General features: G+C 31.8%; 17 protein-coding genes. 13 read left to right on the forward strand and 4 right to left on the reverse strand.

What is annotated here, in order from left to right; translation table 11 throughout:
• Positions 1-192: 192 nt before the first annotated feature.
• Together V1503_RS19900 and V1503_RS19905 are read left to right on the forward strand one after the other, a co-directional pair.
• Positions 193-678, forward strand: a complete 486-nt coding sequence (locus tag V1503_RS19900; protein WP_410628878.1) for an SRPBCC family protein — start codon at positions 193-195, stop codon at positions 676-678.
• A 79-nt stretch (positions 679-757) separates the two neighbouring features.
• Positions 758-1,951: a Kelch repeat-containing protein gene (locus V1503_RS19905; RefSeq protein WP_410628879.1), complete on the forward strand. Its 1,194-nt coding sequence runs from the start codon at positions 758-760 to the stop codon at positions 1,949-1,951.
• Between the two features lie 192 nt (positions 1,952-2,143).
• Here the strand turns inward: V1503_RS19905 and V1503_RS19910 are convergent, their stop codons facing one another.
• A complete protein-coding gene (locus tag V1503_RS19910; RefSeq protein WP_410628880.1) occupies positions 2,144-3,007 on the reverse strand; it encodes an MBL fold metallo-hydrolase in 864 nt (287 codons plus the stop codon).
• Between the two features lie 948 nt (positions 3,008-3,955).
• Between V1503_RS19910 and V1503_RS19915 the strand changes: the two genes are divergently transcribed.
• The 3 genes from V1503_RS19915 to V1503_RS19925 all read left to right on the forward strand — a co-directional run bounded on the left by V1503_RS19915 (position 3,956) and on the right by V1503_RS19925 (position 7,048).
• Positions 3,956-4,195, forward strand: coding sequence for a hypothetical protein (locus V1503_RS19915; RefSeq protein WP_320259307.1), 240 nt, complete (start codon positions 3,956-3,958; stop codon positions 4,193-4,195).
• Positions 4,196-5,277: 1,082 nt separating this feature from the next.
• Positions 5,278-5,817 carry a GNAT family N-acetyltransferase gene (locus V1503_RS19920; RefSeq protein WP_410628881.1) on the forward strand — a complete coding sequence of 180 codons (540 nt, stop codon included), beginning with the start codon at positions 5,278-5,280 and terminating at the stop codon, positions 5,815-5,817.
• A gap of 679 nt (positions 5,818-6,496) precedes the next feature.
• Positions 6,497-7,048 carry a dihydrofolate reductase family protein gene (locus V1503_RS19925; protein WP_214483137.1) on the forward strand — a complete coding sequence of 184 codons (552 nt, stop codon included), beginning with the start codon at positions 6,497-6,499 and terminating at the stop codon, positions 7,046-7,048.
• 543 nt (positions 7,049-7,591) lie between these two features.
• Here the strand turns inward: V1503_RS19925 and V1503_RS19930 are convergent.
• A complete protein-coding gene (locus V1503_RS19930; protein WP_410628882.1) occupies positions 7,592-7,996 on the reverse strand; it encodes an NUDIX hydrolase in 405 nt (134 codons plus the stop codon).
• Between the two features lie 266 nt (positions 7,997-8,262).
• On the opposite strand from V1503_RS19930, the gene V1503_RS19935 reads away from it, so the two are divergent.
• The 4 genes from V1503_RS19935 (at position 8,263) to V1503_RS19950 (ending at position 11,204) form a co-directional block, all read left to right on the forward strand.
• Positions 8,263-8,463: a hypothetical protein gene (locus tag V1503_RS19935; protein ID WP_320259302.1), complete on the forward strand. Its 201-nt coding sequence runs from the start codon at positions 8,263-8,265 to the stop codon at positions 8,461-8,463.
• A gap of 39 nt (positions 8,464-8,502) precedes the next feature.
• A complete protein-coding gene (locus V1503_RS19940; protein ID WP_410628883.1) occupies positions 8,503-8,946 on the forward strand; it encodes a hypothetical protein in 444 nt (147 codons plus the stop codon).
• A gap of 240 nt (positions 8,947-9,186) precedes the next feature.
• Complete coding sequence (locus V1503_RS19945) at positions 9,187-10,461, forward strand: hypothetical protein (RefSeq protein ID WP_410628884.1); 1,275 nt, start codon at positions 9,187-9,189, stop codon at positions 10,459-10,461.
• A 320-nt stretch (positions 10,462-10,781) separates the two neighbouring features.
• Positions 10,782-11,204 carry a hypothetical protein gene (locus V1503_RS19950; RefSeq protein ID WP_410628885.1) on the forward strand — a complete coding sequence of 141 codons (423 nt, stop codon included), beginning with the start codon at positions 10,782-10,784 and terminating at the stop codon, positions 11,202-11,204.
• Between the two features lie 418 nt (positions 11,205-11,622).
• On the opposite strand, the gene V1503_RS19955 is transcribed toward V1503_RS19950, so the two are convergent.
• Positions 11,623-12,261: a hypothetical protein gene (locus tag V1503_RS19955; protein WP_410628886.1), complete on the reverse strand. Its 639-nt coding sequence runs from the start codon at positions 12,259-12,261 to the stop codon at positions 11,623-11,625.
• A 1,725-nt stretch (positions 12,262-13,986) separates the two neighbouring features.
• Between V1503_RS19955 and V1503_RS19960 the strand changes: the two genes are divergently transcribed.
• Positions 13,987-14,868: an ABC transporter ATP-binding protein gene (locus V1503_RS19960; protein ID WP_496113373.1), complete on the forward strand. Its 882-nt coding sequence runs from the start codon at positions 13,987-13,989 to the stop codon at positions 14,866-14,868.
• Positions 14,865-16,082: an ABC transporter permease gene (locus V1503_RS19965; protein ID WP_410628888.1), complete on the forward strand. Its 1,218-nt coding sequence runs from the start codon at positions 14,865-14,867 to the stop codon at positions 16,080-16,082. Before V1503_RS19960 ends, V1503_RS19965 begins: the two co-directional genes overlap by 4 nt.
• Before the next feature lie 670 nt (positions 16,083-16,752).
• Here V1503_RS19965 and V1503_RS19970 read toward each other — a convergent pair.
• On the reverse strand, positions 16,753-17,226 hold the full coding sequence (locus V1503_RS19970; protein ID WP_410628889.1) for a hypothetical protein: 474 nt from the start codon (positions 17,224-17,226) through the stop codon (positions 16,753-16,755).
• 545 nt (positions 17,227-17,771) lie between these two features.
• Between V1503_RS19970 and V1503_RS19975 the strand changes: the two genes are divergently transcribed.
• Together V1503_RS19975 and V1503_RS19980 are read left to right on the forward strand one after the other, a co-directional pair.
• Positions 17,772-18,302 (forward strand): GNAT family N-acetyltransferase, encoded by a 531-nt coding sequence (locus tag V1503_RS19975; RefSeq protein WP_410628890.1) that lies wholly within the window; start codon positions 17,772-17,774, stop codon positions 18,300-18,302.
• Positions 18,303-18,986: 684 nt separating this feature from the next.
• Positions 18,987-20,999 (forward strand): CAP domain-containing protein, encoded by a 2,013-nt coding sequence (locus tag V1503_RS19980; RefSeq protein ID WP_410628891.1) that lies wholly within the window; start codon positions 18,987-18,989, stop codon positions 20,997-20,999.
• Positions 21,000-21,721 lie beyond the last annotated feature (722 nt).

A 21,721-nucleotide genomic window follows, 5' to 3' on the forward strand; every position in this document is an offset into this window, starting at 1 on the left:
AACAATGAATATTTACTAAGTTTCGGCATCATTCATGTACTTTCTTAAATCTATTTTTTGATCAATATCAATGATATTTTTCTACCAAACCTAAAATTAGCACACTATACCTGATATCTTCACGGTTATCGATAACTTTCAACAATTAATCATATCACTAATATAAATATTCATTATAAGGAGAGGATCTTTTTGACACCTTCAGTAAATAGTTCTCTAATTAAAAATATTACTATTAATTCTCCAGTAGATCTTGTTTGGCACGCATGGACGATTTCTGATAGAGTGTCTAAATGGTTTGCACCAAAAGCTGTAATTGAACTGAAAAAAGGTGGAGCATTTGAGTTATATTTTGAATCTAGGAATATTGAATGTATGAATACAAAAGGCTGTAAAATAAAGAGATTTGTTCCTAAACAACAGTTAGAATTCACTTGGAAAGGTCCTGATCAATTTGCCTCCATTATGAACAATCAAGATGATCTCACACTTGTAAATATACTTTTTGAAAAAGAAGAAGAGAAAACTAACATTTTAGTTGAACATTATGGATGGGGGTACGGAGAATTTTGGGAAGAAGCATATAAATGGCATGAGAAAGCATGGCAAGATGTCCTCGGAAGCCTTAAATCTGCATTAGAGAAGGGGAAAGGCGAGCTTTGTTGTCAACCAGAATAAACAGATTACATATAGTAAAATATTACATTGGAAAATCAATTGATATAAAAAATATATTATTTGAGAGGAATATATAAACATGAAATTAACTAAGAAACTATTTATGTCATTAATCATAGCAATAACAATGTTGTTATCAATATCATTGTTACCTAGCTTTGCTGAAGGTAGCTGGGACACAGTTTCTACAATGCCTACTGAACGAATAAATTTAGGGGTTGAAATAGTAAATGGGAAAATATATGCTATTGGAGGTTCGAATACTAACGGGGACTTAGATACTGTTGAAGAATATGATCCGGAAACAAACACGTGGGAAATGCGAGCGAGTATGCCAACAAATAGATACGCATTTGAGGTTGCGACAGTAAAGAGGAAAATATATGCTATTGGAGGCTTTAATTCTATTGGGGATTTAAATACTGTTGAAGAATATGATCCGGAAACAAATACGTGGGAAACGCGAGCGAGCATGCCAACAAATAGATACGCATTTGAAGTTGCAACAGTAAATGAGAAAATATATGCTATTGGAGGCTTTAATTCTACCTTTGAATATAAAAACACTGTTGAAGAATATGATCCGGAAACAGACATGTGGGAAACAAAAACAAGTATGCCAACAAATAGATACGCATTTGAAGTTGTAACAGTAAATGGGAAAATATATGCTATTGGAGGCTATCGATATAATAATATTATCGCAAAATTTTTAGATACTGTTGAAGAATATGATCCAGAAACAGACACGTGGGAAACAAAAACGAGTATGCCAACAAATAGATATGGATTAGAAGTTGTAACAGTAAATGGGAAAATATATGCTATTGGAGGCTATAATAATAATGGTGAATATTTAGATACCGTTGAAGAATATAATCCGGAAACGAACACGTGGGAAACAAAAACAAGTATGCCAACAAATAGATACGCATTTGAAGTTGTAAAATCAAATGGAAAAATATATGTTATTGGAGGCTTTAATAATGTCGGTGAATATTTAGATACTGTTGAAGAATATGATCCGAAAACAAACAGGTGGGAAACAAAAACGAGTATACCAACAAATAGATATGCATTTGAAGTTGTAGCAACAGACGGGAAAATCTATACTATAGGCGGAATAAATGGTGTTAATTCATATGTTAATTCAGTAGAAGCTTATACACTAGCTTATGAACCAGTCAAAACAAACCCTACCAAACTATTAGCAAATTCAAGAGGCTCACTACTAACACTTATACCGGGTGAAGTTAACAGGTGCTGTGTGTAACGACCCACAACATCAAGTGGCACATATAAACTAGATAGTAAAGTTTTATAGATACAAACGTATGATGTTATAACATCATTTATCAGGAAGAGCCAACAATTAACATAAAATATACTTAATGGAAAGTGGTATTTGATATAAATAGAGAGCTGCTAATGGGCAAAGAGAGCTCCTTAGCAGCTATAGACAAATTTAGTGATGTGCTTTTTCTTTCATTGCTTTATTCCCATTAACAAAGCCACCTATAAAAAAGGATTCAGCTTCAGTAGGTGGTCTTTTATATGTAGCGGTAAATTTCCTTTTTGCTTCTTCAACCGAAGTACCCTTTTCTACTATATTTCCAGTGGATTTTAACTGATGCCAAAACCCGTCCATCTCTTCTTTATCACAAATACTTTCATGAGAACAAAAATAGTATTCGATATCATTTTTCTCAATTTTATCTATCATTGGAAATAATTTTTCTTTAGTAAAAACATAATCACCGTTATACCTTCCGTTATAGACACAGTCCCCTAAGAAAATTACTTTTTCCTCAGGAATATAAATAACTGTTGATTCCAGAGTATGATCTCCTCCAACATCGTTTATGATGCAATTAATGCCACCTAAATCTATTGCCATGCTTCCTTTGTATGTTATATCCAAGTCTCCTATAAGAAAGCTATCCCTTTCTGGAATTTCGTTCTTTATACAACTAATCTCAAATTCATTAAAGGTACCATTCTGAAGGTATACTTCTAAAGAAGCATCATCCCACCTCATATTTCTCATTTCTTCTAGTTTTATTTTCGTATTTTCATGACCTATAGTTGTTAAATTCATCTCCTTTATGCCGAATACGTGATCGAAATGCCAGTGAGTGATTACTAAATATTTGACTGGTGGAATATTCAAAGATTTTACTTCGGCTAAAAACTCTTTAGCATGTTGTGGAGAATTTCCTGAATCAACAATTAAACTGTATTTATCACCGCATACAAGTCCTAATATAGGTCTGTCAGTGTCATTATTATGAGGCATGTAATAAATTCTCTCTGTTAGTTTTTTAAGCATGTTCTTTCCCCTTTTTTAAAATGATAAACTTCCAAGTATATAATTTGGAAATCTATTCATTTTATTTTAATACTTAGATGAAACAAATAACACCATTTTTACAAAAAAGTTATCTTATTTCCTCCAAATGGATACTTAGCTTAATAATTATTATATAAAAACAACACTGACAACATTATGTCAGCGTTCTATCAAAAAATACTGTAGATGACTAATTAATGTAAGTATATATAATGCTTTAGGGTGTTCTTGTGGATTTAAAGGAAGCCACTTTAATTAAAAACACTTGTGATAAAAAGTTACGTATCTTTTATAATACAGCTAAGTTAATTTTCAACAGTATTAGTTTTTGTGATTATCCATAACAAATATTATAGTTAAAAGAAAACCCTGATAGATTGATGTCGGAGTTTGTTATGATCTATATAAAAATTTTGAATAGTAGAACAGTCATTTGAGGACGTAATACCATTCCCCTTTTTAGAAATTATAAGCATTTCATTTTACGTATTGTAATATCGAATGACTATTTTGTAATCTAGGAGTAGTTTGTTATACATAAGGAACTAATCAAGATGATTGAAATAACACATATCGTTATGAATGAAGATACTCGGGAATTAACATGTAGAGAAAAATGTAGTCAATGAAAAAATATAAGTTAGATTGAAATATAAACTTTTGTATCACGGTGAATATTATAAATAAATACCCTTCAATTATTATCAATATATTCATATAAACGTAAGAAAAGCATAGCATTTTAAAGGATACTACATACTAATCTCCCTAAATCATCTCTCAAGACAAAATCACACTTTTCAGTATTTTGGTATGATAATAGTAACCAAATTTCCCCTTTATGCACTTATATATAGCATATTTTGCCTAGTAAAACGGTACTTTTTGGTAGCGTTTTACTACTATTTTAAGGCTAAAGTGGATAAGGTGAGAGAAGGGAGAGGAATTAAAATAAAGAATATTAAACAGTATGATAAAATTTCTGGTGAACTTTTAAAAGCTCTTGGATATGTAGATGAAACTCTTAATAACAGAGGTAACAAATCAATCGACGAAATAAGAAAAGCAGAGTATCTTTTAGATAGAATCCAACAAGATTTATCAATAATGCAATTAGCTCTTAATAGAAGAAAAAAAATCACTAACCAAGGTAGAATTGCTAAATGAGGTGACAAAGTTGAGTAACAATATTAAAAAGCCTGAGCTAAAAGGTTGGCTTTTTTGGGTCATAGCTTTAACACTTGTAGTTGTGATTACGGGATCATTAAAATAAGTAAAACCCTAAGGGAAGAAAAATATCAGGGTTTTACTTATTTTTATTTACTTCATTAAAACTTTACATCCTCCCAGATCATTTTCTAACTTCCATCAAATGAGTGTGTGCACTAGTCTTCTTACAACCCTCCAAGTCGGATTGCATAGGTTTAGCAAAATGTTATCAAAAGAATTAACATGAGCTAATATTTATACTAACGTCATTCTCTCTGTTTTACGTTAACTGAAAGAGCACTTAATATCTATTCCCATCAATCTGTCTAAAAGCACATTCAACGCCAAAAAAATAATAGGATCTCCTTAGGATGTAGTCATGATATTGTTATCTAAGTTTGGCTTCAAATAGTTTGAAGAATGGAGGAATGAACTTATCAATTTTGCCAGATGTTTGAATATTACACTTAACAACAACCTTAAATAATATTTCAGTAATAGATACAAAAATAATAGTTACTACTGATACAATTCTACTATAAGCTAATACCATCTAATAGATATAAATTAGCATATATAACTTATCAAAATGTAAATTGAGCAACAGTGATGGATTCAACAACCTATTTTGTGTTTGGAACGGTTCAAGAAGGTACTAGTCAACGCTTTACATCAAATGGGTTAGTATCGTATATTGTAAAAAGTACCGAGGGTTCTGAGTCACCCGTTTTTTTGAGATAATCCGATAGCTATAAGATTCACAATACTGAGAGGGTTCTTTTCCTGTAAATACAAAAAATGAAGCACTTTAAGCTGAAGGATTAATAACTTGTACATATGTAAGCATTCGTCTTAGGTCTTTATTGTCGATATTGTTAACAAAAATACGTATAAACTTATTATTCATTTTTTGAGCTTGAAAGATGAATAACCTTAGTATAAAACATTAATAGTAATAGCATATTGATTAATGGAATTCATTAGGAGAGTTATTAAAAAAACTGGAGAAATTCTGAAGAAAACTAAAAGAAAGGCACAAAATGACCATGTCAAAAATAAGCAACCTTGAATTTACACCACTAGAAACAAAAAACTTATATTTAAAATTATTAACTCTAGATGACGCAACAGAGGTTTATAAACATTTCAGAGACGAAAATATTACAAGATATATGGATATTGAACCATGCAAGGATTTAAAAGAAGCTAAAGAATTAATTCAGTTTCATATAGATGATTCTGGATGTCGATGGGGTATACATACCAAGAGTAATAATGAATTCGTAGGAACTTGTGGGTTTCATTATTTAAGACAGTCTCATAATATACTTATTGCTGAGATTGGATTTGATTTATCTAGTGATTATTGGGGAAAAGGGATAATGTTTGAAGTGTTGCAGGAAATAATTAAATATGGATTTGAATATATGAAGTTAGATGTGATTGATGCTACAGTGGAACAACAGAATGAAAGATCACAACGATTGATGAATAAATTAGGCTTTATAAAAGCACCAAAATTACAAGGTAATCTAATCTACTTTTATCTGAACAAGGAAGACATATTTATTACAAAATAATGACACATAAACGATAAATAGTCCGTTAAATTCTAAATACTATTAATTGGTGTTGATTCGAAAACGAGAATATATGTTTATTGGGATAATAGGTTTACATAATTGAAATAAATCCATCCCAAGCAGGTGGTAGCACCTAAAATGATTATAAAGTAGCTACTTATTGTTTTACAATTGCAGCCACTTTCCCCTTTATATTCTTTTTTGTTCTTTCCAAATTATATGTCTTTAATTTTTGGTAGGGCTTTCTTATTGAGTGGTGCAATAAACTATTGGGCATATAAAAAAAAGAAAGGTATGTCAGCCGGAAGCTTATGGGACGATGAAAAATTAGACCCTTTTTTATATTTAAAACACAATACCTAATGAGAAGATTTTTTGTACTGATGGCCAAGTTAAAATTAATTCCAAATGACGCATATCTGCATTGAGGATATGCGTCATTTTTATTTTTAGAGCGATATAGTTAAATAACTGTATAGTTTAAACTGATAATAGTTAAAAGAATTGTTATTAAGAGCAAAGTTGTTGAATAAGATTTTTTAGAAGACAGTAAAAAGTGTTCTACGTAGTTTGAAAATGAGCATCTCATTGAGGCTTTCTAGAAACCACATGAACTGAAATAGAGAGTATGGTCGTGGATCTAGAAGGAAATTTTTGCTTTTGGGGGTATGACAAAATGGCTGAAGTAATTTATCATGTTGCAGTGTCATTAGATAACTTTATTGCTGATCAAGGGATGTTAACGGGGAATCTTGAGGAAACTCTGTTTTTATTTGAAGGAGATCATGTCCCTGATTTTCTAACAGATATTCAACAATTTGAATCATTATTGATGGGTGGAAAAACATATGAATTTGGATTTAAATTTGGAAATAAACCGGGTGAACCTAGCTATAAGGGCATAAAACATTACATTTTTTCAAGCTCTTTGCAGTTTGAATCCAATGAGGAAGTCGAGCTTATCAAAGAAGATTCTATTGACTTTATCAAGGATCTAAAGCAGCAAGAGAACTGCAAAATTTGGCTATGTGGAGGTGGGGAATTAGCGGGATCGTTGCTTAAACATCAACTCATTGATCAATTAGTACTAAAGATTAATCCTATTATAGTTGGCGAAGGAATTTCATTGTTCGGTAACATTAAGCCTTGTTTTAAATTAGAATTAGTGGATATGAAACAATATTCTAATGGAATTATTAAACCTACTTACAATATTATTTATACTTAAAAAACTTACTGTATCATAACCATTTAATTACTATAAGAGTGATTAAATAATTTTACAGACCCTAGTCGGGATAATTATAATGTTAGCGTTGGCTGTGGTACATGTTCTGGATCTGTTAATAGCCTAGCACAACAATTAACTCCAGCAAGTGTATATGATGGATATCCATTTTGATGGAAATAAATAAAGTATTAGAGTTTGATTAAAAGCTGATGGACCACATAAGGTAACATTGTATCTATAGGAATGAATGTTGACAACAGACTGGCAGTATTCTTATGATAAACGATTTACTACTATGACAGAGTGAAGCTGTTGGTCTTGTATCTGGTGACTAAAAATGGAACAAATGTGATCTTATAAGTAATAAGATCTATCATATGTAGCAAAAGTATTATTAAAATCGTAGGTGAACAATACCTGCGATTTTTGTTTGAACAGGTCTAAATCCAGCCCTTTAATCGAAGGACTTAAATTTAATCACAATAAACAACTTAACTTAAGAAAGCCCTACAAATTAGTAGGGCTAAATAGTACTAATTGTTAAAATGCACGACTAGCTACATGTCCTTGAAAGTTCAAAGTGTCTGTCACTCGTATTCGTTGAATCTCGCTTAACTCAGATAAAGGGAACCATTTATAATCAGAGTGCTCAGTGCTGAGTATAATCTTGGCATCCTGTGGAATAGAACAACGGAAAATTGCAGCCTGGGTATTGATTATACTATGGTAATAAACTCCTGTTAATACAACATCTTCAACATCTACTCCAAGTTCTTCTCTACATTCACGAAATAACGCTTGATGAATAGTTTCTCCAGGTTCAACACTCCCGCCTGGTAAGCTCCACCCTTTATTCCCATATGTTCGCTTTAATAGGAGAACATTACCTTCCGAATTAAATATTATTGCATGAGAACCAAATCTAAAAGTATCATTGAAAGCCATGTTTTTCCCCCGTCGTAAGTCTTCGTTAGATTTTTACTAGTTTTCTATTCTACACAAGTACTGTATAATCCTTTGCTTATCAAAATCAGCAAACCTTGTGAAAAGAATAAATGAATTATTACTACTTCTTCAATGCTTTTATGGCCATTTTTGTAACATTTACATGACCTCATCCGTATTACATATATAAAATGCTATTTCATTAACAAATGACGGAGCAGTATCGTAACGCAACATTAAACTAAAACAAGGTAGGAGTTGAAATGATGCCTTTATGGTTATTTGTCGTAGGTATATTTGGTGGGTTACTATGCTTAGGTTTTATTATTGATTATAGGGCTAAGAAAAAGAATAGAAGAATTGAACCAGAAGAGGGAATAAGAAATGCTTCGAGTTCTCAGCAAATCTATACTGAACAATATCTGGACCAAGAAAGAAAAAATACAGGATACGATAATTTACATTAAACATAAATATAAAACTGCTCTAAGTTGAGGGGAAAATATTTGAAAAAGACAAGTATGACATTATTAATGATGTTAGTAGTATTAACATCTTGTTCTAAGGAAGAAATTATAACATATGAATACACATTTAGCGGAGAAGGGGAATATTGGAAAGGTACATTTATCACAGCTGGTACACAAATTTGGGGAAATGAAAAGGGACAACTCACTTATGATCATGAAGGTAATGAAGAATTTATGTTGGAGTATATGGGAGAACCTAATGAGATTTTACAAATAGAGTCTCTAGAATATAGCTATACAACATCTTCGGGAGGTCATAATAGTAGAAGAACGTTTACTGAGCCACCAACTGAGAATATATTTACTTCAGCTAGTTCTTCAAAAGGTGGTGCAAAAGTTCAAGAGAATGAAATAATACAAGTTACTGTAAAATGGGATCAGCTTGAAGAAGAATTTGTACTAATTAATGACAATAATTAACCTTTTTTATGAAGGAGTAGCTTTGTATCAAAAAAAATACGTAACTAAATTTCATTTTGGCTGTGGTTTTATATTGATCACAATGTTATGTGAAAGAATGTATAGTTGTCATGCATCCAACACAAAATATATTTACTTTATATAATGACTGACATTCGCTTTCTCCCTTATTTCAAAGCACTCATATTCGGGTGCTTTTTATACTTTGACGAGATTACTATTCACATGGAGGTATAGCACATGGAAAAAATGATAGCATTTGTTGCAGCTTTAGTTTTTTTTCCAGCTCTTACTTATTCAGAAGACGACATACTTGCTCAAGAAAAGTTTAATAATATTATAAAGGTTGAGAGTATTATTGAATCAATAAATTCAATTACTATATATTGGGATGACTCTGAACATGTTAATAATATTTACAGAGATGGGGTGAAATTACACACTGGAAGTGATAATGAAATTATTGATACTGACTTAAAACCTGGATATATATATACATATATAATAGAAGCTTTAGATTCCAAAGGAAAAATATTGGATGTTGTAAAAATACAAACATCTACAGAACCGCCCGACAAAAATATCGATGATTCATTGGGAGATATGGTTGTAACAACAATCGGAAAAAATTCATATATCGCGATTGATTGGGAAGATATTCAAAACATAACAAGCTATGAAATATTTAGAAATGATGAACACCTTACTACAGTAATGAAAAGTGAATTTACAGATCATAATATTACCTTAGATGAAGAGTACACATATAAAATTGTTGGCGCAAGAAAAGTCAAAAAGGATAAAAGAGATAAAATAGACAAAGGTATAAATAACAATAGGCTTCAGAACAAACAAAAAGAAGAATTGTATATAGAAGAATTTGAAATAAGTAAACATGTTGGTGCTATAAGAAATCACATTGTTGGAGAAAGTAAAGCTGTCAAAGACCAAGACATGACTAAGCGATGGGAATTAAGGTATACGACCTTTCTTAAAGATAAATGGGTTAAGAATCCAAACGGGCTTTCAAAATACAAATGGTTTTCTGGTGATAACAGAGGGTATAGTGCTACTAGTTTAAGTTACAGAACAAGAACACATGTAAATATTTGCTTTTGTTCAGCAGCTGAATCAGTTACGTTAGAAAGATACGTTGGTACAACTCATGGATACGATGTAAATAAAAAACTCCTTGATAGTGATACAGCATCTGAAGCTGGAATAGTATTAATTAATGTTAATATAGATTCAGCTAAAATAAAATTTGATGTAGATCACGCTGTTGGTAATCCATTAGTAGCTTCTCTAGATGTAAATTATGAATTAGTGGGTGAATTTTATAGTAATGGGAACTACAAACTTTCTGGAGAACATGACCAAGCTCCTCATCATGAGGTATATTTAAAAAGAAGCAACAGCTCTTCTTGGGAAACAGTGTACAAAGCCGCGAGTAAAGGCATTGAACGGCTTGCTCCACTATTTGTTAATAAAAAATGGAGTAAATCAAACTTTTAATAACCTTTAACATAGTATCTCTATGTTTGGTAAAGTAAAAATAAAAAGTAAAATGCAGACTTCTTAATTATTGATACAAGTTTTTGTCGTAGTGATTGTTGTTTCGTTCTAAAATATAACCACTGATAAATTTAGCGGACCTTTTCTATGTTAAAAGTAAGAGGGTTTGCAAAAAACTCCTTTTGTAGTAAAAATTACAATGAAGCTTACGACAAGAGCCTTGGTATATATCCCGCACAGTTTTGATGTAAAATAAGGTAGAGCTTAACAAGAAATATTTGAAACAACCTCACTCATTAAATTGTAATGGAGGGATGAGTATGTTACAAAAATTCTTAGTATCAGTTTTTTCAGCTATTGTAATAAGTCTAATTCTAGCAATCTATAGTTATACTCCACAATTAGAAAGGTTATCAAATTCAAGTTATGCTTCTTTTTCAGGTTTAGTGAGCCTTTACTTGATTTACATAACTCCTTTGCTTATTATTATTGGAGTTCCAGTATCTATCATTATTGAGAAAATTAATGAAATAAAATTAATTAGATCTACAGTTGATAATTACTTTTATAATATTGGGCTATATACGTTGGCTGGTGGTATAGTTGGGAATATGCTCTTTTTATTTATTTCAGTTAATGACATGATTAACTATTTGCCATTGATTTTCTTCTGTCTTTTTTCATCAATTGTTTTTTATCACATCTCTTTGTTTATTCGTAAATTACTTAATCCAAAATACTAACTAGTAAGATAATTTTTTTATCTTCAAATACCTCCCCCTTAATTTCAATTCCAATTTAGCTTAATACATACCGAGATCTATACAGTCATAAAAACTAGCACAACGTATCTGTCTAGAACGGTTAAAAATGTTAACGAGCAAAGTTATAGGAGCGGTAAGCCTTTCTATAAAATTTTCCGATTCGACATGATAGATATTTTTTAAAAAAAGAATCTGCAAAGCACTTTAACCCTTGTATTTAGTAATTGTACTGGGAAGTCGAGATAAAAGAATGATTTATTAGAATAAGATATAACTATAACTATAACTGTATACTGCTGTGTTTGTTAGTTGAATGACGTTAATAACAATATTTAATAATAAACCGCTTAAAAAGAGATCGAGAAAATTATAACTCGATCTCTAAGTGTACATTTAATTATTCGGAGTCATATTGAAACCCTAGTATTTGATACGTGAAGCTGAAGTTTTCTACAGCTCGAAGGTCATCAAATTCCATCATCCATGAGCCGTTACTTGTATGCTTCATGTGTTCATCATATTGTTGACCATTTATTGTATAGTGAATGATTACATAATCAGATATAAAACCTTGATTTAACCAAATCGCTCCAGCATTAGGGTTAGCTCTACTCCAACGAATATCCTCATATCCGTAATCAGTATAATCATCAGCAATAATTGATTCCATATTAGATAATGCCAATTCATTGCCTTCTTCATCTACTGCTGTCACATAATAGTATTTAGTTTCATTAGCATAAATGCCATTTGAGTCAGTGAAATCAGTTGTTGATGAAACTTCTGCTAGGAGTGTACCAGCATCACCAGGTTTGAAATCCGAGTGAGTACTTGAATAAATATTGTAGTGATCTATATCTAACGTATTACTTTCCCAGGTTAGTGCGATTTCTGATGGTTCTTCTTTTATAGAGGTCGATAACTCAATATGATTTTCACGTATTGTTGATTCTGCGAAGGAGTGGTGTATTACAAGATTAGAAAATAAAAGAATTACTGCTGCTAGAATACTTGTTTTCTTAATACTAGATTTCAACATAAGCCCTCCTAAAGTTTTTAACTACTACCGGTATTGTAGTTTACATATTTTAACTTAGATTATTTTGGAATAAATGTAAAATTACATAAAGTGTTATATTTTTTTGATGAAACGTTTACATTACTCATTTTCTCAGTTGTCCTATCATTATCTTAGAAATACATTTAATTGTAACTATAGAAAGCATGATAAGGTTCAAATAAAGCATGCTAAATAACTCCATTGCTATATCTAAATCAAAGTATAAGGCGAGATTATTTAAGTTAACGAACTTTAGTAGTATATGAAAAAGAGTCATAGTGGTCTAGATATATAAGCACTTTGTCTTCAATGATAAATGTCCATTCAATTTGTCATTTGAAGAAATATTTATTATTTAAATAAATATATTTATATGTAGTGTTAAAATAGAGAGTATTCAATAGAATTTAGTATAATAATCTCTTAAAATCGCTTCTTATGCTGAAATCACAATAATCATTATTTTGGTACAATGATATCAGGAATTCAATTCCTAGAGTTGGATCTCATATACATCTCTTTTTGGAAAACGCTCTTGACGAACGGCGTTTTCCTTTTTTTGATACATAAGAATGAGGCCACTCCCTAAATCACCACAAGCCAACATCATGCTTCATCTTATTTTAGTTTCATACATTTTAGCATCTAAATTGCTTAATTATTCTGTGATATAAAAGCTTTCATAAGCAGGATGTCTTTTTTTATAACTATTTCTTCAAGACTGAGGTGGACAACGTATGAAAAGGGAGGAAGATGAAAGAAAAGATTAATAGTGCGCTAAAACTTGGATATTTAGCTCTACCTAAAAACTGGACAGGAAATTCAATTTACGCAATTAACAGAATATCTTTTGGGAAGAATTTAGCAATATTTACCAATTGTGCTGTAAACTCATAATAAAATAAATATAACTAACAGAGGGAGAGAATAAACAAAAAACATGACAATGTTTAGTTACTAATTTAAAAATACAAAACTTGCGGGTTGCTACAGAATAACATTAGTATTATTAGTATTGGACCATTTTAATAGGTAAAACCATGTACATAAAAACAAACAGTGTATAAAAGATCAAATATATAACACCTTGTAAACTACAACGTAATTTATTAATTATGTATGTTAGTTCAATATATATTTAAGGCTTAACTGATCAATTCAATCATGATTAGTCAAGCCTTTTTGTGATGGTGTACTTTATTAATAATGGCTCCTATTTTCGCTTTTCTTCACAGATGTATACGCCTCATCTCTCCATCAAAATAAGTCAATTTTCTCTAATTGCTTCAATTATCCTATACAACCAAATCTTTAAAACTAGTCACAGGGAAATCCTTTTTCCAAAGTGTGCAAGGAGAATACTATTGAATTAAGTTTTATTATCTTAAATGACTAAATTGTCATTTTAGAGTCACTGGAGAGTCATTTTAGAAAAGTATATTTAAGTTGTACCACAAATTAAGAGTGATTTTGCAAATGGACTGTAGATAGTAAATTGGATAACGAAAAATGAAATAGTGGCTGAGAAGACTCAAGAAGGGGTGAGGAAAAAGGAGTCTAAAAATCATCAACCTTTTGGTTTAATACGATATTGATTCTTGCCGGATGATAGGCGTAAATTATGTATTAATTTACTCCAATTATTTTTTATATACTTGCTACTATTCTATTAAATGCTTTGTTTATCAAAATATTAAAGAGGTGGTTTTCTTGAATTTAACAATTGAAAATGTGACGAAACAGTTTGGAGATAAACTGGCAGTAAATGATGTTTCATTTGAATTAACTGCTGGTGTTTACGGATTCTTAGGTGCAAATGGTGCAGGTAAAACAACCTTAATGCGCATGCTCGTAACATTGATTAACCCAACTTCTGGGCGTATTTTATTTGATGGCAAGGATGTTGAGGTGTTGGGTGACGAGTATCGTGATATTCTCGGTTATTTACCCCAAGACATTGGCTTATATAAAACCTTTACTGCTGATAAGTATTTAATGTATATCTCGGCATTAAAAGGAATAGAACAAAAAACTGCTAAGAAGAAAATCGATGATTTATTAGAAATTGTTAACTTAACAGAACATAGGAAAAGAAAAATTGGGAAGTTTTCTGGTGGGATGAAGCAAAGGCTAGGAATTGCCCAAGCATTATTAAACGATCCAAAGGTGTTAATCGTTGATGAACCAACGGCAGGACTCGATCCTAAAGAACGTATTAGATTTCGAAATCTATTGTCTTCTATTTCAAAAGATCGAATCGTTCTATTATCAACACACATCGTATCAGATATCGAGTTTATCGCAAAAGAAATAATAGTGTTTAAGGCTGGTCAGCTCATTCAAAAGGATAAACCTGAAGAACTGCTAGAGAACATAAAAGGATTTATTTGGACAGTTAATGTGTCAGAGCAAGAGGAAATAGATTTTCAAAATAAGTATAAGGTGAGTAATATTATTAATAATCAAAATGAAGTTGCTCTTAGAATTATTTCTGAAAACAAACCTGATGAAAGAGCCATTGAAGCAACACCTAACTTAGAAGATTTATACTTATACTATTTTGATCAGGAGGTCGCACAATGAAACAATTAGTGAATTTAGAGTTATTTAAAATATTTAGGCAAAAGAGTTTATGGGTCGCACTGTTACTTGTGACGGCTCTTCTAACTGCTAGAATCGTAATAAGCGAAGTTATTATCCCTTTTCCAGCTCAAGTGTATCAAGTAGCTGACCTCCAAGGTGAAATGGAACCCGTTTTAGAAAAATGGGAGGGAGAGTTAACGGAAGAAAAAGTGGAAAAGGCTCAAAATGTAAGTAGATCAATATATGAAAAATATGAAAAAATATGGAATGGTAATCCTGAAATATGGGATGATGAAAAAATAGATCCGATAAATGAACTAGGCATATATCCCGGAGAAGCTGCTGAGTACTTTATAGTAGATCAAATAGCAGGTACTAAAAGATTTGTTGATGATATTGAGGACAATAGCAATGGACTAGATAGGCCCTTGAAATCTTTAGACGAGGATGATGCGTCTTATAAAAATGCCTCACTTGAAAAGAAAATGATAGACAAGTTGAATGTTGATACATTTGCGTATGCTGACGGAGCTAGGAGCACTATTTCGACATTTAAACTGTTCCTGCCTATTATGTTAGGTATTACCATTTTAATTGGCTTATCGTCTATTTTTGTGAATGAAAGCTCTACAAGAATGGATCAGCTCATTTATAGTTCAAGATATGGGCGTGGAACGGGTGTTACAGCAAAAATAGTAGCTTCTATAATTTATGTATCGATCGTAACGGTGTTCTTGTCTACACTTAGTATATTATTAAATATTTATAAATATGGAATTAATGGTTGGGATTTACCTATTCAGTTGCTTGGAACTTTCTTCTCCGAAGGGTATGCTTTATCACCTTATCATCTAACTGGATTAAGTTACATCATTATACACTTGGTTGTGATGTATCTAGTAGCATTGATTTTTATGGCTTTCGTACTAATCGTGTCAGCCTTGTCTAAAAATACACTAGTTTCATTCATCATTAGCGCGACAATCTTTTCGTTACCAGTCGCTCCGTTAAATATAGAGTTATGGAAGCTTGTGCAACAGTATAGCTTTATAAACTTTCTTTCGGTTCCAGAATTCACAAGTGAGTTTCATGCTTACAATTTATTTGGTTTACCAGTTCTAGATCCGTATGTACATTATCCAATCATTGTGCTACTAGGTGTTGCTCTTACCCTAGCTATATACAAAACGATTAAAAAGAAACAGGTCTTATAATAATGCCAGAAAAAATTACACTGATCTTATCTATATCTCTATTAACAATAAAGATAGGCTTGATATATCTATTAATTAGAAATAATTGAAAATTTTGTGCTACCTGTTCCCAATATCCAAAAAGGGGCAGGTAGTTTAATTTTCCTGAAGTCTATTAGATGAAATTTTTTTCCCTCCAATTGGATTTTTGAGTTACGCTCCAGGATGAGAGTATAAGCCCTTAAAGTAGAGTGGAGGGATTCAATGCTGGTGTTGCTTAAGTAGTTGTCATATAGAAAAAATGCATCAAATAATGCTATTTCTTGGCACAATAATGGATATTTTTTGTTTAATTGTATAACACTGGAAGGAAGAAAAGTATGAGTTGCTGTGCAATTAGATTTTGAAGATCCAGATTTAACAGAAATTAAGCAGGTATACTCACAAAACTGCATGGAAGCATATTTCTTGGAAACTGAAAACAATGATAAACATCATTTTTATCCGGAGGAATAGGACGCATAAATCAACAGGAACCATATAGACTTTCACTACACTATAATTCTTATTCATCCGAGCTAAGATTAAAGAATCTTCAGTAGTAATCTTCAAAGAAATTTTTACTATTTTTTATTATTTTTTCCTTTAAAAGTAGATGTTACATGACCTCTACCAATCTTCTAAGTCACTATTAATCTTTCTTTTCTCTTGCAATATCTAGTAGTATTTCAAATTTTCTTGTTTCGGTAATGTCTTCATCTAATATTACATACCCTAAATGTATTTCTTGATCAAACCAGAAATACATTATTTCATGTTGGTTATGCCCCTCTTCTAAGTTATCGTTATGTCCTAAGTTTTTTATCGTTGATTCAGAAGGTAGACTGTTAATAAAATAAACTTCCTTTTCCTTCATAATTAGTGATATAAGAGAATCAAATTGCTTGTTTGTTAACTTAGTTTCATCAGTAATCCAAACAGCATCAAATTCTGATTTAATATCTTCTTCGTAAGTAATAAAGGTTGTTGAGTGTTGTCCTTCTCCACCATTAGTGGGAATTTCACCTATTATAGCAATAGTAATGACCTCTTTTGTAGAACTTAGCGTATTATTACATCCTACTGTTAATAGAGGAAAAACTAACATTAATAAGACTTTTTTCATAGGTTACCTCCATTTTCATCTTTATTATATACAAAAAAATCCATTTAAGAACTTAGTTTGATGCTATTGAAATATCTAAAAAGGAAGTATATCTCTTGACAATTTTCTTTCTCAATTATTGTGTAACAATAACATAAGGATTTAATACCATTTCACTATTTACACTTGTTCTTTTTAAGGAAAGGCTCTGTTCGTAAACATTGTTGCTAATGTTACATTTTAGTACCAAAAAATGGCTTTATATTGTTGGTCATCGTTGTTTAGAAGAAAAGATGCCACGAACTTTAGTTGTACGGTGTATTTATTAATACGATAACAACAATTAATGCGAAAACAGCTTAAGGAAAAGATTTAGGTGTTTGGGAGGGAGAGTTATTTAAAGTTTAGCAACCTTTTTACTTTCTGTTCAGATTATGGAACAACGAGGTATAATACGATATACCTATTTTACTAACAAAATATCTAAATTTTAAAAACGAAATTTTTGAACGCGTTGTTCTGGATTTGATATACTTAATTCTACAATAGTGTTGAAGAATAGAGGTGTGCTAGTGAAAACTTATTTCATCAAGTTAACTGAACCTAATAATAGCTTAGTAGAAGTGTTTAATCGGTGGGGAAACGATCCTACTTTGGTTCCATTGACTCGCCCTAATCAAAACAAGTTCGAATTGGAAAGTCAGAGTAGTATAACTATAGAAAACATAATTCAACGGTTAGAACACGAGCAAATCTATCTGATATATCAGGGTGAGCTGTTAATCGGCGAAATGAACTATATGGTCGACCCTGCCCACCTTTACAAAAAAGAGTCGGGTACTGCTTGGGTAGGGATTACAATTGGTGAGTCCGAAGGACGGGGTAAAGGGATTGGATATGAAGCGATAAAATTTTTAGAGGATAAAATTAGGGAGGAAGGTCTTAGGCGTATTGAATTAGGAGTATTTGAATTTAATAAACAGGCACTGAAATTGTATCAGAAACTGGGCTACAATGAAATCGGTCGTATTAAAGATTTTACATATTGGCAAGAAAAAATGTGGAATGATATCCGCATGGAGAAATGGATAAATTAATTTTAATGTATGGCTCTTTTCGTAAATATTGTTGCTATTGTTATCAATTTAATACCAAAAAAGTGGTTTTTTTATATTGTTAATCATCGTTGTACAGTAGAAAAGTTGCCACGAACTCTAGTGGTTCGTGCTTAGCTCTTATTACGAAAAGCAACAATTAATGCGAAAACAGCCTAACTAATTCATCATCATGCTTCGGAAAAGGCAGTACTAGGCAATCAGACTTTCGAATTTGCAAATAAAGATATTCTTGCTGATGTTTGTAAAATACAAAGTAGGTTATATGAAATGGCGCTTCTCGGCAACAAATTAGAAAAGCGTCTTTCTTTATGCTTGAACTATATTATTGAAATTTTAGTAACTATTATGGATATTGGTGTACAAAAAAATAAACTGTTAAAAGATCTTAATTAGGATTCCCCCATGAATGATTTTCTTTCCGCTATTCTTCCTGCAGAGTATTTTTGTCATTCTTCACTATCTCTTGGAATTTAATATGATGCAAATTTCCTAAGTGTAAACCGAAACTTTCTACCCGTTAAAAGAGCTCGATAAAAACCGATAGAAGTATTGTATTATTTTGTGACTGAGTTGTTGAGATTATTTACTCTTAGCTACTAATCTATCATATATTCTCTTAACTCAATAATCATCATTAAAAAATATAGAAAAGGAGAAAATTAAATGTCTATCAATTCAAGATCTTATTATAAGTTCCTAGCGGGATCTATATCTGCTGCATTGGTAGCAACTGCAGTCGTCCCTGCAGATGCTAATGCTGAAAGTATTTTTCCTGATTTAAGCCCCAATGACCAATTTTATAATGAGATTACAAATCTTGTAGAAAAAGGTGTCATCAAAGGTTACGAAGACGGAACTTTTAAACCACATGTTGAATTAACTCGTGGTCAAGCAGCAAAATTATTCAAAAACATACTTAACTTGGAGGTGCCAGAAGAACTTGATTCTTTCGAAGATGTGTCCAGTTCAAATGACAAGGAATTGAAAGAAGCTGTTGCTGCAGTTAGATCAGCTGGAATATTTATCGGAAGCAATGGTAAATTTAATGCTGGAGATACATTAACTAGAGCACAAATGGCTACGATCCTTGTTCGAGCATTTGGTTTATCAACAAATGATGAAGTAGAAGTCACACTATCAGATCTTCAACAAATTAATGAATCTCATAGAGTTAATGTAGTAATCTTATTCCAAAATGGAGTAACAATTGGAAAGAGTGACGGCACTTACGATGGAAACGGTAGTGTTACCCGTTCGAACTTCGCAGGATTCTTATATCGTGCATTTAATCAAGAAGTTGGTCAAGTTGATGAAGAAGTCGACCCAACAAAAGAAGAAGGTCAATCTCATTCATATGTAGCAAGTGTAAGTGCGGATAACCTAAAAAAGATTGAAATTTCGTTCAATGAGGATATAAACGCAGGATCCTTAACAAATTCAACTGTAAAAGTATTAAATGAGGCTAACAAAGAATTAAAGATTGTGGAACTCACAGTTGTAGATGGTAACAAGGTAGCGGTCATACTTGAAACTGGAGAATTAGAATTTAGTGACGATGTTACTGTTGTACTTGACGGTATAAAAACGGTTGATAACAACAATGTTGAATATGAACAAGAATTAACAGTCAGAGATGTTACCATTCCAGAGTTGTTAGATGTAAAAGTACTAAATGCTAAGCAAATTGAACTTTCTTTCAATGAGCCTGTTTCATTCTCACAATCTAACTACTCTGCATTATCGGAAATTACGATTGATGGCAAAAAAATAACCGCAAAAGCAACACCTAACCATGCAACAAACACAGTAATCTTAGAATTATCAGAAAGGTTAAATACCAAAGATTTTGAACTAAAAATATCAAACATTGAAGACTTTAACGATTATCAAATGTCTCCTCAAGATGTGAAAGTCGAAGTTGATGATGATATATTAATACCTGAAGAAAATGAAACCCAGAATTCAGGAGATGACGATAGTCAGAATTCAGGAGATGACGATAGTCAGAATCCAAGAGATGACGATAGTCAGAATCCAGGAGACGACGATACAGAAGATCCAGGAAATGGTGATACCCAGGATCCAGGAGATGATGATACCCAGGATCCAGGAGATGATGATACCCAGGATCCAGGAGATGATGATACCCAGAATCCAGGAGATGATGATACCCAGGATCCAGGAGATGATGACACTCAGAATCCAGGAGATGATGATACCCAGAATTCGGAAGACGATGGTACCCAGGATCCAGGAGATGACGATAACGATGAGGTAAGAGCTGAATTTGTCAATGAAGTTGTGAATCTAGTTAATATAGAGCGAGAAGCTGAAGGACTAGATCCTCTCACATTTTCTGATGAGGTGACTGATGTGGCGCAGGTTAAGGCTAAAGATATGCGCGATAATAATTATTTCGATCATGTCTCACCAACTTACGGTGAACCAGGTGATATGTTAATAAATTTCGGTGTTAATTATCGTATGTCAGGGGAAAATATTGCTGCAGGTCACACTACTCCAGAAGATGTAGTTGAAGGCTGGATGAATAGCGAGGGCCATAGAGAAAACATTTTACGTCCTGAATTTACCGAAATTGGAATTGGGTATATAGAAGGAAATGAAGATAATGAATACTCTACATATTGGGTGCAAATGTTTATTTTGCCTTTTTAATTAGAGATTTTAAATTAGGGATAGATTGAGCAAATCTTTTTTTGCTCAACTATTCTTTTTTTATGTCACACCTAATAGAAACAGGCAGTAAGCTCCTTGAATCGTCAGATAACCTTGCCAGGAAAGCAAGCAGATGCTTCTACCAGTCAAGGATTATTTATGTAAGATCTTTTAATCTCGTATGGGTTGAAGCCTCACAAATCCCCCTTATATCGAGTTAGATAGTTCTTAACATTATGGAGCAAATATGAAATTAAGATATGCGTATTTTTTTATTGTTAAATTGAAAATGATTAGATCAATATCAACTTATGTGGTTTTAATTGAGGAAGGCTATAGTTTTAACTCATCGTGAAGAACTTTGTTCTAAAATGAAACAACTATTTTTGACTCAGTCTTAATAATTTGTACTGGGTTATAAGTATTTAAAAACTGGGAATTAAACGGTAGATTTTTTGTATAGACATCAGAGTGTCTCATCAACAGTATTCCCATATCCCATTGATACATTTTTATTTCTACCAACTTATATAAGAAGGAAACTTTATATTTCATAGAGAATTAATTTTAGGTGAAGTTCAATGTTGTGGAAGAATAGCTGTAATTAATAAACTAATGTGAATTTTATCGTTTAATTTGTGGTTCTTTACTAGGTCTGTAGCACAAAAATCGGTGTTTTAACAAGAGTACCTTAGCCTTTTAACTATATTTGTTTTCTTACT

The organism is Nanhaiella sioensis (assembly GCF_046557775.1).
Classification (GTDB): domain Bacteria; phylum Bacillota; class Bacilli; order Bacillales; family SM2101; genus Nanhaiella; species Nanhaiella sioensis.